Origin of the sequence: Paenibacillus sp. FSL H3-0286 (assembly GCF_045040705.1) — a bacterium.
Taxonomy (GTDB): Bacteria; Bacillota; Bacilli; order Paenibacillales; family Paenibacillaceae; genus Paenibacillus_AQ; species Paenibacillus_AQ odorifer.
On the sequence record NZ_CP150285.1, the window covers coordinates 3,618,278 to 3,637,642 of the forward strand.

Annotated in this window: 14 protein-coding genes; 12 read left to right on the plus strand and 2 right to left on the minus strand. The window is 40.9% G+C overall.

Annotation, left to right across the window (positions count from 1 at the left end):
- Positions 1-551: 551 nt before the first annotated feature.
- Both MHB37_RS16305 and MHB37_RS16310 read right to left on the minus strand, forming a co-directional pair.
- Positions 552-1,700 carry a M56 family metallopeptidase gene (locus tag MHB37_RS16305; RefSeq protein ID WP_405168248.1) on the minus strand — a complete coding sequence of 383 codons (1,149 nt, stop codon included), beginning with the start codon at positions 1,698-1,700 and terminating at the stop codon, positions 552-554.
- Positions 1,697-2,137, minus strand: coding sequence for a BlaI/MecI/CopY family transcriptional regulator (locus tag MHB37_RS16310; RefSeq protein WP_036677226.1), 441 nt, complete (start codon positions 2,135-2,137; stop codon positions 1,697-1,699). Before MHB37_RS16310 ends, MHB37_RS16305 begins: the two co-directional genes overlap by 4 nt.
- Positions 2,138-2,510: 373 nt before the next feature.
- Between MHB37_RS16310 and MHB37_RS16315 the strand changes: the two genes are divergently transcribed.
- From MHB37_RS16315 to MHB37_RS16370, 12 genes are all read left to right on the plus strand, one after another.
- Positions 2,511-3,266: a hypothetical protein gene (locus tag MHB37_RS16315; protein WP_076130950.1), complete on the plus strand. Its 756-nt coding sequence runs from the start codon at positions 2,511-2,513 to the stop codon at positions 3,264-3,266.
- A 136-nt stretch (positions 3,267-3,402) separates the two neighbouring features.
- On the plus strand, positions 3,403-4,260 hold the full coding sequence (locus tag MHB37_RS16320; RefSeq protein WP_339167805.1) for a hypothetical protein: 858 nt from the start codon (positions 3,403-3,405) through the stop codon (positions 4,258-4,260).
- 515 nt (positions 4,261-4,775) lie between these two features.
- A complete protein-coding gene (locus MHB37_RS16325; protein ID WP_036677218.1) occupies positions 4,776-5,117 on the plus strand; it encodes a helix-turn-helix domain-containing protein in 342 nt (113 codons plus the stop codon).
- A gap of 317 nt (positions 5,118-5,434) precedes the next feature.
- Positions 5,435-6,004: a TetR/AcrR family transcriptional regulator gene (locus tag MHB37_RS16330; protein ID WP_081383283.1), complete on the plus strand. Its 570-nt coding sequence runs from the start codon at positions 5,435-5,437 to the stop codon at positions 6,002-6,004.
- Positions 5,994-7,268 (plus strand): MFS transporter, encoded by a 1,275-nt coding sequence (locus tag MHB37_RS16335; RefSeq protein ID WP_405168249.1) that lies wholly within the window; start codon positions 5,994-5,996, stop codon positions 7,266-7,268. The genes MHB37_RS16330 and MHB37_RS16335 overlap by 11 nt, the downstream gene beginning before the upstream one ends.
- A 5-nt stretch (positions 7,269-7,273) precedes the next feature.
- Entirely contained in the window at positions 7,274-8,485 is a 1,212-nt protein-coding gene (locus tag MHB37_RS16340) for an FAD-dependent monooxygenase (RefSeq protein WP_405168250.1), read from the plus strand.
- A 141-nt stretch (positions 8,486-8,626) separates the two neighbouring features.
- Positions 8,627-10,369 (plus strand): histidine kinase, encoded by a 1,743-nt coding sequence (locus MHB37_RS16345; protein ID WP_405168251.1) that lies wholly within the window; start codon positions 8,627-8,629, stop codon positions 10,367-10,369.
- Positions 10,324-11,961: a response regulator gene (locus MHB37_RS16350; protein WP_405168252.1), complete on the plus strand. Its 1,638-nt coding sequence runs from the start codon at positions 10,324-10,326 to the stop codon at positions 11,959-11,961. The genes MHB37_RS16345 and MHB37_RS16350 overlap by 46 nt, the downstream gene beginning before the upstream one ends.
- Positions 11,958-13,700: a hypothetical protein gene (locus MHB37_RS16355; RefSeq protein WP_405168253.1), complete on the plus strand. Its 1,743-nt coding sequence runs from the start codon at positions 11,958-11,960 to the stop codon at positions 13,698-13,700. The genes MHB37_RS16350 and MHB37_RS16355 overlap by 4 nt, the downstream gene beginning before the upstream one ends.
- A gap of 227 nt (positions 13,701-13,927) precedes the next feature.
- On the plus strand, positions 13,928-17,278 hold the full coding sequence (locus MHB37_RS16360; protein ID WP_405168254.1) for a glycoside hydrolase family 9 protein: 3,351 nt from the start codon (positions 13,928-13,930) through the stop codon (positions 17,276-17,278).
- Between the two features lie 175 nt (positions 17,279-17,453).
- Positions 17,454-18,359: a sugar ABC transporter permease gene (locus MHB37_RS16365; protein WP_305953568.1), complete on the plus strand. Its 906-nt coding sequence runs from the start codon at positions 17,454-17,456 to the stop codon at positions 18,357-18,359.
- Positions 18,360-18,372: 13 nt separating this feature from the next.
- The gene (locus MHB37_RS16370; RefSeq protein ID WP_081383287.1) at positions 18,373-19,308 is read left to right on the plus strand and encodes a carbohydrate ABC transporter permease; all 936 of its coding nucleotides are present in this window, start codon (positions 18,373-18,375) and stop codon (positions 19,306-19,308) included.
- Positions 19,309-19,365: the final 57 nt, after the last annotated feature.

Consider the following 19,365-nt stretch of genomic DNA (forward strand, 5'->3'; position numbering starts at 1 on the left):
GAATATCACTAATGATGAATGTGACTCCTATACAACGGAGCAAAAATATACTCTGAACTATCCGATGCTGTTGACCTTACAATTCTAGTGGATAAATTACCCGAGCCGCGCAGCTAGTGTAGCCACACTTTTCTGTGAAATTGCTAGGTATTGTTTATCCATGATCTTAATTTATATTGAAAAAGCGAGACTGTACTCTCTATATTGAAGTACGGTCTCGCTTTAATTTTTGACTTTGGTAGCTCGTGCATCTTAAGGTTTTTTTAGCTCATTTATCATTTTTCAGAAAATTATATTCGTGCAGATAATCTAATTCCGCTTAATTTCTTTTTTACTAATGATCTTCCCCGTAGTTCTATTAAATACGATTTCATACCATTTACCGTCAATAAGTACTATCTTATTTTCCAGTACGTCTGCAAATATTTTAAAGTCACTTTGTTCGAGTGGTGTTGTATATGAACTAGCTTCTATATGTACACTCAAAAAATTACTAAAAAAAGCAATGATTATAATACTTCTAATGATCCTCTTGAAAATCTTCTGGTTCTTCATTTAATATCGTCCTCTTTCATTTTTATGATAGGTAACTTATCGTAAAACGGATTAATCTCTTGTATGGTAGTGAAATAACCTAATTTATTGAGATAAATATCAAAAGTACCATCCTTGTTTTTTATTATGTAAGCTGTATCAGGCGTTATATCAATAGCTGTGCTAGCGTAATTATCTGGAAAAGAATATCGTGGTTGTACAACAAGAAATAATGTAGACACAAAGCATGATAAGGCTAATATACTCGTGGTTGAAAACCTTAACCATGATTCTTTAGGTTTATTGTTTGATAACAGTAGCTCAAAGCGGTTCATGAAAGTAGATCTGTTTTTATCAATAAGGTCCATAGTAAAGGGCATATATTTAGATTTTATAGAGTTTTTATAGGTATTCACAAGAAATTCGAGGTAATTAAGCCGTTTATATTCCTCCCAATTTTTTGTTATGGTAAGATCATTTTTTATTTCCAAAATTCTATCCACTTGGTTACGCAATTGATATACAAAAGGATTCCACCAATAAAAAGCACATAACAGTTCAATGATAGTTTTAATCCAATTATCTTTATTAAAATAGTGATGCAATTCATGCCGAATAATAAAATATTCCTCTTGATCAGTAAAATTATGTACTGGAAAAACAATTGTGGGTCTAAAAAAACCATACATCATGGGAACTGAAGTCAATGAGGTTTCAATTAACTTTAAATTTTTAGGTATTTTAATTTCCTTCTGGAGGACACTTAAAAGTTCAGAGTTTATATTTTTCTTGATAGAACACGTCATTATTAATTTACACAAATTAGAGTATCTTTGAAAAATCCGACTAATACTTATGAGTGTTCCCGATAACCAAATAACACCCAAAAAAAGATATAAGTTAATCTTTATTTGATCGCTGAATGAATAAATAGAAAAATTAAAAAAATCATTTATTATGGGTAGGAATTTTGGTAATTCGATAGTATGAGCAAAAGGTACTTCTATTGGAACAAGTAATCTGATTGTAATAAGTAACAGCAATAGGGATAAAACCGGAACACCAACTTTACTAATAGTAGATGATTTTTTAGTTATAAGGCAATATAAGCAAATAAACAAACTACTTACTAATAGAGTAGTTTGTATACTCCAAATGGTTATCATCTATCGACCTCCCCATTTTTTTGCGTCAGTTTCGTTTGTTCAAGCTCTGTTTTTTTCGCTTTTATTAACTTTTCTAATCTATCAATCGTGTGTATATCAATATTTTCATCCTCGAACTTAAATAATGTTGAGATTAATTCTGTAATACCAGTTTGAGCATCATCCGTTGAGTAATATTGAGCAAATTGCATAACTGCATAATCATTTGTAGTGATAATAGGTCTGTACTTTCTTGCAGTTGTTTTAAAAACCTTTGTATAAGCTGCAACTTCAATTGCATTTTTAGTAAGTAACGATTGTAAGGCGTTTTGTATGCTGTATATACTAAATTTCTCCTCGATTTTCTCAAAAATATTTGTCGCGGTAAGAGGGTGGGGTTCCTTCCATAAAATATGCATGATTTCTAATTCCCGATTAGTCAATTTTGTATAGGACATAAAGGTTCCCCCAGTATAATATAGTATCTTAAAATTATAGATCGATTTTCACGTTATATCAACCGTTGATTTTTACTTTATATTAATAATTAAGAGAATAATGGTATCTATTAAATTATTGTTGACAAAATAATGATTTAAATGGTAATTTATCCATACACTTTAAATGTTAAGCGTTAATGTTAAAAGTATATACATGTCTTTATTTTATTCATATGAAGGTGGGTGGTCATATTGATTTATTAATAAGTACAATTGTTGTTACTTTTTTCTTGTGATATTTTTTGAAACTAAATTGTTGATGATGTAAATAACTATTATTTGGATAACACATTTTAACGAAAAATTCCATAAATTCGAAAGGGTGACTTTGATGCGATATGAAAAAAACTGTACTAAGATAGGTGGTTTAAAAAAAAGGGGTGGAGCTGTAAGAACACAAAAAACTAGAAAAGTTTTTACAATGCTGCTTGCATGCTTTTTTTGTTTTGGTCTAAGCACAACCGCTTTTGCAGCATCAGAATATCAGGATACAATTACTGTAAATGAAGCCGGCGCAACTGAAACTTATATCGGTGACTATGCATCCGAGAGTATCTTTAAATCCGAACAGGATACAATTACTGTAAATGAACCAGGTGCAATTGAAACATATATCGGTGACTATTCAACCAAGCGCAGCTTTACACCAGAACTGGAAACAATTACGCCGAATGAACCCGATGCAACAAATTATTTGGCAAGAGCGACATACACACTTTCTAATGTAAGTAAGCCTATAAGTTATAATTTATTTAAGCCAGTCTCAGATTACGTTGCTTATCCTGGTACTGTTTCAGTTTCGAAAGGAGTAACCACAACTGTCACTGCTTCAGTTACGGGTGGTGGTGGAGTGGACGTAGCGTTTTTAAAAACCAATATTTCAGGAACGATCGGTTCAAGTGCTGCATTCACAACGACACAGACTATTTCGTACCCAACTACTAAAGGATACAAAGGTAGGATTATTTTAAGATATTACCAAGAACAGTATACTTATGATGTTACTAAGTTAGGTGTTAAATATGCAGGCAGCGCTTTTACTGAAGCACATGACCAATATTACGCATTACAGCAGGTTGCTCTATAGATTTGATATTAAAGATGAGTTATAACAGCAGAAATAGGTTTGAGAGTTTAAGAGTTTAGTTAATGTAAAAAAGGAGTGGATACATACTATTCACTCCTTTTTTATATCTGTATAACTGGAAGGGAATTGACACTATTTGAAAAAAATAATGTTTTTGATTGAAGTAGCTCTTCTATTAATAGTATTTGGGTGTGAATCTAATAGCATTAGTAATATACTAAATAAGCTAGAATTCAACCAAGCAGTTGGGATATATACGATCAATATAAAACATTCAGAAAATAATGGTTCGTCATTGCTGTTATTTGGATCAACATCAAATTTAAAAAAAGATACTTTTGAAAAATTAAATAAATCGGATATAACAATAACTTTATCCAATGAAAAAAAGGATGAAATTGAATTTAGCCCAGACGATATAGAATGGGAATTGACTGACCAGAATTTTTTAGTAGAAGGATTTTCTATAAGGTTAAATTCTGATAGGATATTAGGTTTAGAAAAATTGGGTTTTGATAAAATCAAAATAAAACTAAGAAGTAAAACCTTTAAAAAAAATATTAGTCCAGTATATTTACAATTTTATTCTGGTGAGGAAAATGGAATTTCCGTAATGGAATCTCCGATATCCCCTAAAAATGTAACAGCACTAAATAAAGAGTATTCATACTCGTATAAGATATTAGATTCAAATCATATTATTACTAGTGATATAAAAGCAGAATTAATTTATCCGAAAGAAGTAAAGAGTTTTATTGAAATTGTTACTGTAGAAGTTAATCCAGATATATATGCAGAGGAAGAAATTAAGGAAGAATTCAGAAATAAAGTTGATAAAAAAATTTTAAAAGAACTGAAAGTTTATGAAATTAAATGTAATTATATTATTAAGAAAAAGGAGAATATAGTTTTTCAACCAGAAATAAAACTTCTTTATAATAATAAAGAACAAAGTTTAGCACCATTTACACCAATAAGTTTTTTTAATTTTTAGAAAAATATATTATTAATATAAAAATAGGAGATAAGTAATTATTTCATGAAGATGACTTGTAATAGTTGCTTATACTAAAAGTATTAAATGCTAATATAGAATCTAAAAGAAAAGAAACAATGAATAGTAATATGCACATTTTTCGTTTAATCCAGAGTGTTTTACGATGGAAGTATGATAAGCGGCACTTCTCTCCAGATGCAACTTTGTAACGATCGCGTTCCCTTTGCTTGTCTTTTATCACAATCTTCATGGGTCTAATGATTTGCTGAACGTTTTAGTTATTTCACTTTAAAATGAGAGCAGCTGAAAATATGTGGTGTGTCGAATAAAATTGAGGAGTAATATGTAACTAAGTACAACACTCATCTTTTCCTGATGTATTACAATAAGAATTAGAAATGGTGCTTTATTGAAAAAACGAACAAGTTTCTATTAAAGGTAGCAAACTAAATAAAATTAAGAAGTTTATTAGCTGCAAAAATTACAAGAACTAAATAAGCGGGGGAATATCTATGAAAAATCTTAGTAACGTTATTAGTTCAATAATTTTAGGAATTGCAATCATTACTGGTTGTTTTATCATCAAAGGCAGTCAGTCATCTATAAGTCCAACAATTAACAATGAATATTCAAATAAACCATTAATGACACTTAAAGAAACTGCTAAATATTTAAACATCACTGAATCTCAAGTGCGCAAGATTATTACTACAGAAGAAACAATGTTGAAAACACAAGGTGCATATACCGGTGTGTTGTTTCCCATTATTAAAATCGGAGATGAAATTTTTGTTAGTACATCCGTTTTAAATGATTGGATAAAAGAATCTATCCAACAAAGGAAAGAATTTTAAAGGATATTGCACCGATAACAGATGTAGCTCAAGTTTTAGCCATCATCAGTGGAATGATGTATCTGGACTAGTCATCGAATCCTTAATTGCAAATATCCACGAAAACTAACGCTTCGGACCATTCCGAAGCGTTAATTTTTGTATGCGCAAGTTATGTTTCGTCATCTACCGCATGCCTAAATCCAGAAAATAATAATTTTCAAATTAACTATTTTAAATTTTATGAAAATGATATAAGATAGTGTAACAAATGAAACGATACGTATCGTTCTATAATTACATCCTTTTAATAACTTAAATAACATCTAGGAGGTGAAATGAATATGAACGTGAAAAACAAAGAACCTCGAAGTAAAAAAGAGATTCTTACTGCAACACTTGAAATGTTAGAATCCAACAGTTATTCATCTTTAACGATTGAGGCGATTGCAGCACAAGCTGGAGTAGGCAAAACAACAATCTATAGATGGTGGGAAAATAAAGCGCGTCTTGTACTGGACGCTTTTCTAATGACCGTAGAATCAGAGTTTGAATTTGATAGTAATAAATCCATTCAGGATAACTTCAAACAACAGCTTGAAGCTTTAGCTCGTATCCTCAATAGCAAAATCGGGAAATCCACTTTGACTATAGTTACAGAGAGCGAAGAAATCGCGAAAGATTTTTACGTATTGTTTTTAATGACAAAAAGAAATGAAGCCAAACAATTACTCCAAGCAGCCATAGATATGGGAGAATTGAAACCAGCAATCAACCTGGATATAACTTTAGATCTGCTTTATGGTCCCATATACTTTCAAATTCTCATCTATAAACAAATTCCGGATGCGGATTACATAAACGATTTGTTGATCCATGTCTTGGAAGGCATCACTGTTGCAAATTAATAGTAAACCGGGGGATATTTACTTTATGAATCAGACGATAGACGTTCAGAATTACAATAAGAACTATTCATTAATGACGATTATTTTATTTTGGTGTGGATTAGTTATTTTAACTAGCATGTATATTACAATTCCATTATCCGAAGTATTTTCACATGCCTTTCAGATTAGCTCGAGTGAGGCGGCTTGGATTGGGAGTTCATTTTCTCTTTGTTATGCTCTGGGCTGTCTTTTGTATGGACCTTTTTCAGACAGATATGGACGTAAAGTATTTTTAGTAGCCAGCATTATTGGGTTAACCGTAGTTACGCTTGCATTAGGATTTGTGGATAGTTTTTACGGGCTTATTATGCTCAGAGGAGTGCAAGGCCTAGTGGCTGCTGCTTTTGCACCTATTGCGCTAGTGTATGCAGGGGAGATGTTCCCGCCTCATAAAAGACTAACAGCCGTCGGATTTATAAGCTCAGGACTGTTAATGGCAGGTATAGTAGGCCAGGTTTTTAGTGGGATTGTTAACGAAGCTCTTGGCTGGCGTGCTATTTTCTTTATTTTGGGAATTGTGTATGGTATTACTTCAGTGATAGTAATGAGGTTCCTTCCTAAAGATGAAATGCAAAGACCGAAAGAAAATGTTCTGCGGAAGTTTAAACAAATGACAATTCTGCTAAAACAATCACAATTGCTTTTGGCTTTTGCGATAACCTTTATGCTTCTATTAACTTTAGTTGGCATGTACACCGTTTTGGGAAGTTATTTAAGCTCAGCTAAGTTTGGTCTTTCCTCACAGGATATCCTTTATATTCGTGCATTTGGAATCGCGGGGATGCTTTTATCACCCTTTTCCGGAAGAATTGCTCAAAAACTTGGAATGGCCGCTGTTCTAAGGGGAGGCTTAGCTTTAGCTGCAATTGGGTTGCTTGCTCTAGGTTTTAGTACGAACCTGCCACTTCTTGTCCTAATGAGCGTTGTATTTGTGGCTGGTATCGCGCTGGTAACTCCCGTTATCATCTCAATCGTCAGTCAATTAGGGGGAAATGCAAGAGGGTCTGCGATTTCATTCAATGCATTTATTCTATTCCTAGGCGCTAGCACAGGCCCGATATTAGCTTTGAAATTACTAAAAACAGAAAATTATTCGTTATCCTTTACTATATTAGGTTCTATTCTTTTATTAGGTTTTTTAATTTCTCTTTTTCTTAGATTATCGGCTAGGGTGGTTCCAGTAGTGAAAATTGAACGGGCTGCTACTTTACCCACAGAGTGATAGGAATGAATAAAGAAACGGAGATTTGCATTGTTGGTGGTGGACCTTCTGGTCTCTTTCTAGGGCTGCTGTTAGCCAAAAACGGAATTAGAGTTACCGTACTGGAAAGTCAAACAAGCTTTAATCGCAAGTTCAGAGGAGAAGTTCTTCAGCCTCGATTTGTAAGGCTCATGAAAGAGTTGAATCTGGAACAGCGTCTTGAAAAGTATGAGCATATAAAATTATTTAATGCTGAAATATGGAATAATAAGAAATATATCACTCAAATTGATTATGAAAAAGAAATGCCGGAGGCACCTTACGCAATTAAAATAAAACAATCCGTCTTGTTAACTTTTCTTTATGATCTAGCAAAGGATTTTAGTAATTTTGAGCTCATTTTTAACGCAAAGGTCACTTCAACTATTAAAAGTGCAAATCGAACAGTCGGAGTAAACGCCTTAGTAGATGGACAAATGACTGCGATCCATGCTTCTTTAGTAGTCGGAGCGGATGGACGGATGTCGACGGTTAGGAAGACAAGCGATTTTTCTTTTAAGTATAAAAAAGAAGATTTTGATTTAATCTGGTGCAAAATATCGACTAATGAGTTCAAGCTAAATCAAAAACTCCTTTTCAGATTGTCTGATTTTAGTAACTTCATCGGGCTTCCTTATTCCTCTGATTGTGTGCAGATAGGTTTCACAATGAGGAAAGACCAATGGAATTCCATAAAAAGCAAAGGCATCGAACCATTAAAGCTTGAATTCATAAAGGCCTTTCCTGAGCTTAAAGAAGACATTGAAAAGATCATTGATTTCAAATCGTTTGTTTCTATCCAATCAGAGACTTTTATGGTGGACAATTGGCATAATAAGGGTTGTATTCTAATCGGTGATTCTGCACATTGTTCCTCACCACTCGGAGCTATCGGATTGTCCTTGGCTTTTGAAACAGCGCTGGTCGCTGCTGAACTTATTGTTGCATCAAAATTAGAGCCAAATCATGAATACAAGTGTTTAGATCGTTTGCAGCCCATTCGTAATCGGGAAATTCGTTTTGTGCATTTTGCTCAACAGTTGATAATCAGCATGACCGTTAAATCTCCTAAAGGGGTTAAAAAATTCTCGCTAGCCTGCATGAAACTGATGGGAAATAGCAGGATCGCAAGATATTTAATGCGGAGATTCTTTTTGGGGAGTCCTAAAATAACGGTTGATAATGCCTTCAAATTTTAACACAGCCTCATTCCTAAGTAGAGTTCATTGGGAATGAGGTTATTTTAATTTGCTGAAACGCAAAGAATTTGTATAGAAAACGCTTTCTATCCATTGTAAAATACAGGTTGAGGTGTAATTACAAAAAAGGATGGAAATCCCATGCGGATCAAATTTAATATTTTTCAGAAAATGTTAGTGTTGTTGCTGATTCTGCTAACTCCGGTCGTGGCGTTGTACTATTATTCTACCTCTAAGAGCATCAACGTCATACAGGAGGAGCTTATCAAAGCCAGCCTGAACCGGATGGAGCTTTTCGTGGCACAACTGGATGCCAGCATTGAGAAGTTCGACTTAGTCTCCGCACCTATGCTCGTTGACACGAACGTGCTGGAATACCTTTACAACCTCAACATGAGCGATTATTCCCTAATGAAGACAAGGCTGCTGATCCAAGAGAAGCTGTCGCTGGCCAGCGCATCGGGCAACTGGCGCAATGACGTGACCGTCTATTTCCCGCAACGAGACGATAGTATTTCTTCTTCCCCCTCCTATGAATATGACCTTAAAGAGTTTGATAGCCGATTTTCGCTAGGGTGGAGCTACAGCGAAGATTTGGAAATTGGCTCCGGTTTTACTCGAACTTATGTCACTACGGGTTACAAACCAGCCCGTCCGGACGATCTGGATGTTGCCGTTCGCATTAACCTCTACAAGTGGAGCTTTGAAAATTTGCTTGATACCTACAAATCTGGTCACTCTGACAACCCGTTTTTTTACAAAGAAGGACATGCCATCATCGCCAGCCGATCCGCAGATGGGCCCAAGATGGACCAAATTATCGCGGAATTAGGCGACAGGATCAATAGCCGGGATTCAAGTTTTTTAATTCATTCCTTCGACGGCAGGCCTTATCTGATTACCTATTATTATTCCAATATTCTTGAGTGGCATCTCGTCGATTCTGTTCCACTTAACCAGATTATCGGACCTATCAAGCAACAGAGGTTATTATTTGGAGCTTCTTCGATTATTTTGCTCCTATCCTGTATTACCGCCGCGTCTGCTTTGTACTGGAACGTACATCGACCTATCTTCCAACTTGTGCGTGCGGTGCAGCGGATTAAGGAAGGCGATTACGCGTACCGGCTACCGAAGAAATCAAACAATGAATTCACGTTCCTGATGCAGAACTTTAACGAGATGGCGACGCAGATCCAAGATCTCATCGAGAATGTCCTACAATCGCGTATCCTTGCGCGCGATGCCACGCTAAAACAGTTACAAGCACAGATCCATCCTCATTTTCTGTACAATTGTTTGGGTTTCATCATTAATATGACCAAAATGGGAAAGAATCGGGCAGTTATAGACATGGCGTATCATCTGGCCGACTATTACCGGTATACGACGCGAATGGATAATCAAGGAGTCAGCCTGGGTGAAGAACTGGCGTTCGTGCGCATTCACCTCGAGATTCTACGGCTTCGCAATGAGACACTGTCCTACAGCATCGAACTGCCTGAAGAGTTGGCGGAGCTGCGAATTCCCCGACTTCTTATCCAACCAATCGTGGAGAATGCGATCGTGCATGGACTTGAGAACGTCGAATATCCAGGCCGGGTTGAAATTAGAGTTTACGTCAATGAAGACCAATTGCACTTGGAAGTGGAGGATAACGGAAAAGGATTAAATAAAGAACGGATGGACCAACTGCAAATGGAGCTTCATATTCCGGCCAGCGAATATGCAGGCTGCGGTCTTTGGAACGTATATCAAAGACTGCAAGGCAACTTCGGTTCAGACGCTCAAATTGAGTTTTGCCCGTCCAGACTGGGTGGTCTAAACGTGAGGCTGATTTGGAGACAGGGGATGAAAGAAGAAACGAAGGAGGAAGAGCATTGAATAGCCTGCTTGTAGTTGATGACGAGAAACATTATGCGGACAGTCTGGCAGATACGATTCCATGGGAGACACTTGGTATCTCCCGCGTTTGGAAGGCTTACAGCGCGAGCGAGGCACTTGCTCTGATAGACTCCTTCCCCATTGACATCCTTATGACGGATATCCGTATGCCACGCATGAACGGCTTGGAACTGATCGAACAGGCCAGGCTTCGTATTCCAGGGCTGAAGTGCCTGCTGCTCACAGGTTATGCGGACTTCGATTACGCCCGAAAAGCGATTGAGCTGCAAGCGCTCGATTACCTGATGAAGCCCGCGAAGGACGAGCAGCTACTTACGGCAATGGGCCGGATCATTAAGCAGCTTGAGCAGGAGCGATCAATCGAACAGGGCTTCCGTATCTACCGAGACAATAGTGCAGAACTGAAAGCAGGGTTGTTGCTCAAAGTGCTCAGCGGAAATCTGAATGGCAAGGCGCTTGCGGAGAAGTTAAAGCTGTTTGACCTCCCTCTTCCAATACCAGGTCATGTCTCGATGTGCCTTGTTCGGTTGGGTTCCCCTTTCGACGGACAAGATCTCTATTCGCAGTCACTGATCCGGTTCGCGGTAACAAACATGCTGGAAGAATTGCTGATGGACCGCTATGACTGCTGGTCGGCTGCGGATGATGAAGGAAACCTGCTCGCTCTGGTATACGACCTATCAGGAGCACCACCCGAACCGGAATGGGTGCTTGAGCGGATAGAGCGATTAAAGAAAGAAGTACAGCGTTTGCTTAAAGGTGAAATTTCTGTAGGAGAAACCGACTGTCTATTCCCGGAAGAACTGCAAGCTAGTTATATGACAGCTAAATCACGATTGGATAGTGACAGTTTTTCGGATGGGCAGGTGCCAGAGCGGAATGAAGAGGAAGCGCGTCTTATGCGCAAGCTCTATGAAACGCCTCTGCTGACACATCTTTTGGAAACGGAGCAATGGGAAGCGGCGGAAGTTAAGATCCGAGCGTTCGTGTCACCGCTTATGCATACGGGTTCACCTTACCTCATGCGCGACGTCTTTTTCTTTCTCTCCAATGCCTTCCAGTATATCGCGAATCGCAGTGGCAGGACGCTGGCCCAAATGCTCACTCCTGAGCAATCGGCTTTCGTAAAAGGAAAAGCAATGCTGCACGCGTCGCAGCTGGAAAGCTGGGCGCTCGACTTACTACGCACACTTCGCGATAAGCTAGGGGAGGAGACCGAGGACCACAGCCAGGTGATCGTCCGGAAGACGCAACTCTACATCCAGAAGGAGCTGGACAAGGACTTGTCACTTACTTTGCTGGCCAAACGCGTCTTCGTACATCCTAACCATCTGTCAAAAATCTTTAAGCAGTGTACAGGCACTACCGTATCCCAATATATTTACGAGCAGCGTATGCTCAAAGCCTGCGAGATGCTCAAACATACAAATAATAAAATCTACCATATTGGTGAAAGCATTGGCTATCCCAATACTAACTGGTTTATTCGGAAATTCCGTGACTATTATCAGGTGACGCCGCAGGAATTCAGGGATAGATACCGATCGGGAATGGAGGGATTGGGCCGGTGAAAAAACAAAAAAGAAAGGCCATCTTTCTATGGGCAGTTCTGAGCGGAGTGCTGCTAGTTTCCGGCTGTTTAAGTAGCACAGGGAAAACGGCACAAAACAGTACATCCAATGGGGAAAAGACTCCGGTATGGGACTTTAAATACGATCCGCCTATAACGATCACAACAGGAATCGTAGACGAGAATCGGCCTAACGCATTCAAGCCAGATGAGAGCCTTACTGACAACGTGCATACCCGCTGGATGGAAGATAATCTGGGAATCGTCACGAAGTTTGATTGGATTGTCAGCAAGTTCGAAGATGCAGATACCAAAATTCGGCTCGCGCTGGCTGTGAATGGCAAGCTGCCGGACACCCTTAGCGCTGAAGGAGACATCCTGAAGTATCTGCTCAAAGCCGACAAGTTGCTTCCGCTGGATGATGCCATCGAGAAGTATGCTCATCCTAAGCTAAAAGAAGCGCTGGAGAAGTACGCTTATACCATGGCAGAAGTGACCAAAGACGGCAAGATATATGGACTTCCCCGTTTTAGTGCAGGAGATGAGGGAACGGTCATGTGGATCCGTAAGGATTGGCTTGAGAAACTGTCGCTGAACCCGCCTACGACGATAAGTGAGTTGGAGAACGTGCTGAAGGCATTTTCTGAACAAGATCCTAATGGGAATGGCGAAGATGACGAAGTTGGTCTAGCGGTTCCGCTGAAGGAAGGTCCCTGGAGCTGGATGGGGCAGACAGATGCGATTGCCGGAGCTTTTTCTAGGCAGATGATTAGCACGTCTGACATCAAACTGTTCTGGAATGAAGACGAGAAGGGCAGCTTGATCTTTGGCGCCGTACACCCGGATGCTAAGAAATACCTGGAAACGATGGCGTCCTGGATGGCGAAGGGCTATATGGACAGGGATGCAGGCATGCAGGACCCGAGCCAAGCGTCCGAACTGGCGGTTAACGGAATTGCCGGTGTCATGTTCGGCCCGTTTTGGATGGGAGCCTGGCCGCTCGGCGATACAGTGAAGGTCGATCCCGAAGCGGCTTGGCAGGCTTACCCCCTTCCTGCCGGACCGGATGGGTTAAAGGGCAAGGCACAAAAGCCGTTGTACGGTATCTACACGGTGTTCAGCAAGGATTTCGCGAATATGGAAGCCTGGTTCGCTTATTATAACAAGTTGCTTGCCAAAAATTTCGGCCCGGATGACCCGTACTTCGATCCCCGATTCGCACAAGGGTTTCACGAAGGTTACGATTATGTGATCATGAACGACAAAGTCATTACTGTCAATTTCGCCACTGAAGGCGTGCCAAATGATAAGTGGCCGCTTGCGGACGGGTCTTCAATGGATATGCGCTGGATGCTCTATCCGCTGACAGGTGGCGCTCCAGCCTTGCCTTATATGAATGCGGATGCAATCAGAAAATTATCTGAAAATTCGGAAGCCATAGTGACGACGCCGATCGAACAAGCTATTAAAGGTTTAAATTCAGCTCAACTTACGGCGGCTGGGGTGGCGATTGCCGAGCAGGGACTCGAAATCCCAAACCGATACCACGGACCTTTAACGGACGGGATGGAGAAACACGGAGTGTTCCTGCAGAAACTCGCAACGGAGAGTTATCTGAGCATCATTTATGGCGAGAAGCCGATCTCCTACTTTGATGAGTTCGTAGCCCAATTTTACAAGAATGGCGGCGACGTAATCACGAGAGAAGTAAATAATTGGTACATGGAAAACAAGCCATAATATTGTGGCTTGTTTTCTTCTATGTTCCTTTATTTCTTCTATATAACAGGATTAACTTCGTGAATTAAAATGATTTTATTAGAAAGCGTTTTCAAATAAAGAGGTGATGGTATACGAAGTTAATCATAGAGTAACTCTCACTAACTAAGTGTAAACTTTCGAACTGATTTTTGTATGAAGCGGAGCGAAGCAGTTTATGCTCACAAAACTTTTTAGGAGGAGAGGTAATGAGGAAAAAAGTAAGCGTGTTTCTGGCATTAACTATGTTTGTGACTATCTTTTTTTCAAATCCGATCAAGACTAATGCGGCAACCCCCGAAGCGCCTGCAGGGTGGAGAGACTTACTAGATTACCAAATATTCAGTAATATATCCGACGGCTGGGCAGGAGATAGCGGGTTTGGATTGGAGACGGAGAACAGCAAGCTTCCCATTGATTCTACAGCAATGTACAATGGATTGCCTTCATTATTGTTGAATGCGAAGACGCCTACCAGTCCTTCCTGGTACAACGCTTTAATTACGGTTGCCGGCTGGAAAGCATATGACTTTACCTCTTATCATCCAAATGGATTCCTTGAGTTTAATATCAAAGGAAATGCGGGCGGAGAGTCCTTTTTACTGGGCTTCAAAGACCGGGTATTCGAAAGAGCTGCCGGCAATGAAATTACCACTACAGTAAACATTAACAACTACGTCAACATTACTACAAGTTGGACCCATGTGAAGATCCCGTTAAAGGATCTAATTCAGGTCTCCCAAGGAATTGATGTATCTTCCATAGATGCATTATCCATCAAGAATAATGGTTTTCAACCTTTAAAAGTGTGGCTTAATGACATTAGGGTTACGTCTCCCGATAAGGAGAAAGAGTACGCCCCCATCAAGGTCAATCAATTAGGGTATCCCGTAGATGGAGTAAAGCAAGCGCTTGTAACCGGTTTTGAGGATGTGCTCACGGTCGATGCAGGTACTACGTTTAACATTATTAACGCCACAAATAATTCGACAGCTTACTCCGGAACGCTTGTACTCACCAAAAATTATGATGCTATCGATAGCGGGGAGCGTATTTTTACCGCCGATTTCACAAATTTAACGATTCCGGGAAAATATTATGTTTCAGTGCAGGGTCTTCAGAATTCGCCCAAGTTCACTATCGGCGAAGCTAACGAAATCTATGAACCCTTTTTAAATGACGTAACAAGATACTTCTATTACCAGAGAACCGGGATTAATATTACCAGCCCATACACTCAAAATTATCAAAGAACAGATTTTACCCCTGACACCGCAGTGCCTTTAATGTCTAACCCTTCCATCAAAAAAGATGTTTCCAAGGGATGGTACGATGCGGGCGATAAAGGCAAGTACGTTAACGCAGGAGCCAAAGCCTTGTCGGATCTCTTCTGGGCCTATGAAATGATGCCGGAGAAATTTACAGACAATCAATTTAATATTCCTGAGAGCGGAAACGGCATTCCCGACATCCTGGATGAGGCAAGGTGGGAACTGGAATGGATGCTCAAAATGCAGGATGCTGCAACTGGCGGTTTCTATGCGCGAGTGACCTTTCAGGATGACGACAATATGGTAGACAGAGAAATTATCGATAAGGATACGGTAAGCTCGCGGACTGATATCAAAACGACCGCCGATACAGCTACCGCAGCCGGTGTATTGGCACATGCCTACTTAATTTATCAGAATATTGATCCGGCTTTTGCCCAAAGTTGCTTGGATGCGGCAATAGACGCATGGGGGTACCTGGAAGCAGCTCCGGAAAATATTCGGACGCCTAACACGGGCAGATGGCCTTACGATGTGACGGATGACGCTTCGAATCGTCTGTGGGCTGCAGGCTCCCTGTACCGATCGACCGGCGATGCCGAATACAATGATTATTTCCTGGCGAATTACACCGATATGGGAATATTTTTTGAGGATACCCTTGATTTCGCCAGTGGTTGGGCAAACACCTGGAATACAGGCTTCTTCAGTTATCTGAAAGCCGCTAATCCGGACTCCGGAGTCTTAAGCTGGTATTCGGATAAATTCCAGCAATGGTTCAATGACAAAGTGAGCAGATATAACGATAGCCCTTGGAAAAGCATCATAAAAGATGGTAACTACTATTGGGGAATCACCATGCAGGTTGCGGACACACCGATGGAAATGATCATCGGTACGAAGTTACTGGGAACTTTTGAGAGCAACCGCGCTATCATTAATGAGATTAACAATAGTCAGTTAGACTGGATTCTTGGCCAGAACCCGGTAGGCGTATCTTTTGTATCAGGTTACGGCGATAACAGCGTGAAATATCCGTTCAGCATCATGTATAGAACAGATGGATTACCTGGTGTACCTAAGGGATATCTTGTCGGAGGACCGAATAAATACTCCAACGACATAACCGTAGGAAACCAGATATCAAGATTTGCAGCCAAAAACTATACCGATAACTTCCAAGAATGGACTACAAATGAACATACCGTTTATTGGAATTCAGGGTTGGTATTCATTGCCGCATTCGCAACCGGAAATAGCAGTAACTCGACCATTAGTCCAACGACTGCTGCCTTTGATAAGAAAACAGCAAATCAAGCTGATATTCCGGTGACTCTAACGTTGAACGGCAACACGCTCACCGACATTAAGAACGGTACGACATCTCTCGTTGTGGACACGGACTATACCGTTTCGGGCAACACGGTCACTCTACACAAGAGCTATCTCGCGCAGCAGCCAATCGGCAAGGCGAACCTCACTTTCCTGTTTAACGCCGGTTCATCTGCTACGCTATCCGTTGCTGTGAACGATTCGTCGGTTATTAACTCGGCGATCAGTCCGATGACCGCTGCCTTTGACAAGCAAACCGCGAATCAGACCGACATTCCGGTGACCTTGACGCTGAACGATAACACACTCATCGGCATTAATAATGGCACGACTGCCCTAGTTGCTGGTACGGACTACACCGTATCAGGCACGACAGTGACGATTCAGAAGGCATATCTGGCTGCCCAACCGGTGGGAACAACGACGCTGACGTTCAACTTTAGCGCAGGAGCAAGTGCGAATCTTGAGGTCTCCGTGGTCGATACCCCCACTGCCGAAAGTGGTTCTATCAAAGTGCAGCAGTACAATTCTCCTGTTACGGCAACGAGCAATTCGTTGAGCCCTCGGATAAAGCTGAAGAACACCGGTACCACGGCCATCAATCTGTCCGACGTGAAGCTTCATTATTATTACACGATCGATGGGGAGAAGGACCAGAATTTCTGGTGCGATTGGTCCACTGTCGGCAGTAGCAACGTAACTGGCGCCTTCGTCAAGTTGCCGGCTCCTTTGACAGGAGCTGATCATTATCTGGAAATCGGCTTTACGAGCGGAGCCGGAAGTTTAGCAGCTGGAGCCAGCATTGAGCTTCAGATCCGCATGAACAAGACCGATTGGACGAACTATACGCAGACGGGAGATTACTCCTTCGATCCGACCGATTCGACTTACACCGATTGGAGCCATACAACTGGCTATATCGCAGGCGCTCTTCAGTGGGGAACAGAACCTCAATAAGTAACGTCACAATTGACGTTACGGCTCAATAGTGAAAACCTGAACTCCCCATTACCGCCTAAACAACGGTGTGGGGAGTGTGTAAGACAGTGAAAGGAGTGCAACAACTCTATTGAAAGCTATGCCGCTTCCTACAAATAGGAAACCAATACGTACTGTACGTAATTTTTCCATCGTGAAGAATCTTCGTACTTACTGGATGTTCTACGCAATGATGCTGCCGGGAATCGTTCTGCTTGTAATAAATAACTACATCCCTTTGTTCGGGATCGTTATTGCTTTTAAAACAATCAATTACCAGGACGGAATCCTGGGAAGCCCATGGACAGGGATGAAGAATTTCGAATATCTGTTTGCCTCGAAGGATTCGTACATCATCATTCGCAACACATTGCTTTATAATTCGCTGTTTATTGTATTGAACATGGCGCTTCCTCTAGGGTTCGCCTTGATGCTTAACGAGATGAAGAACCGCTTCCTCTCGAAGCTACACCAAACGATCATGTTCCTGCCATACTTCCTGTCGATGATCGTCATCTCGTACTTAGTGTATGGGTTCATGAGCGACGAGCGAGGATACTTCAACGGCACGTTGCTGCCGGCGCTTGGTCTTGATTCCGTACGCTGGTACTTCACGAAAGAAGTGTGGCCGATCGTTTTGCCGATCATTAACACGTGGAAAAACATGGGGTACTACACGGTTGTGTACATGGCAGCAATCATTGGTATCGACGAGGAGTACTACGAAGCCGCGACAATTGATGGGGCAAACAAGTGGCAGCAGATCAAGAAAATCACGATTCCCTTGATCATGCCTGTCCTCACGATTATGACTTTGCTGCAGGTTGGCCGGATCTTCAATGCCGACTTTGGTCTATTCTTCCAAGTGCCACGTGAATCGGGGGCATTGTTCCCTGTGACAAACGTTATCGATACCTATGTCTACCGCACCTTCCTGACCGTTGGGGATATCGGACTTTCCTCAGCAGCAGGCCTGTTCCAATCAGTCGTTGGTTTCATCTTGGTTTTTGTATCTAATTGGGTCGTTCGCCGCTTTAACCGCGAGAACGCGCTGTTCTAAGAGAGGAGCCCTTATGACCAATACAATGAGTAAATCCTTATCTGGGTCCAATCCAAAGAATCAGCTGTCGGGATGGGCGTCAACCCTCATCAACATCTTCTTTGTCATCTATTCGGCGCTCTGTATCCTACCGCTTTTGCTGATTCTTTCGGTATCGTTCTCCGATGAGCAGTCCGTTATGACACACGGATATCGATTTATGCCCGAAAATTTCAATCTGGCGGCCTATCGATTCCTAATGAAAGATATCAGTCAAATCGTTCATTCCTATGGAATCTCACTAACCGTCACGGTGATAGGTACGATACTAAGTGTCATCATAATAGCTCTGTATGCGTACCCCATTTCACGGAATAATTTTCCGCAGGCAAAGTATTTTACATTTTTTGTTTTTCTAACGATGCTGATTTCCGGCGGCTTAGTCCCTTGGTACTTGGTATACGTACAGATGCTGGAATTAAAAGATACACTTTGGGCACTGATCATGCCGCTGATCATGTCCGCATTCTGGGTACTGATCATGCGCACTTTCTTTAAGGAGACCGTACCTGAAGCTGTGCTGGAGTCAGCAAAAATAGATGGGGCAGGGGAGCTACGGATATTTATCCGAATTGTATTGCCATTATCTCTGCCGGTTCTGGCAACCGTTGCACTGTTCCAAACACTGACATACTGGAACGACTGGTTCCTAAGCCTAATGTTTATTACAGACAACCACAATATATCCGTGCAGTACTTTCTTTACAAGATGATGGTCAACATCCAGTACTTATCCAGTAACCCGAACGCGATGGCTGAAATTACCCGAGCTGGCGGAATGATCAACTTCCCAAGTGAAACCGTGCGTATGGCGATGGTGGTTGTAGGTGTTGGACCTATCGTATTTGCTTACCCGTTCTTCCAGAAATACTTTATCAGAGGCCTGACAGTAGGCTCCGTTAAAGGCTAAGATTGCCGATCACTTACGTGGGCACGGAAACGGCTAAAACCAGTATATGGTTTAGCA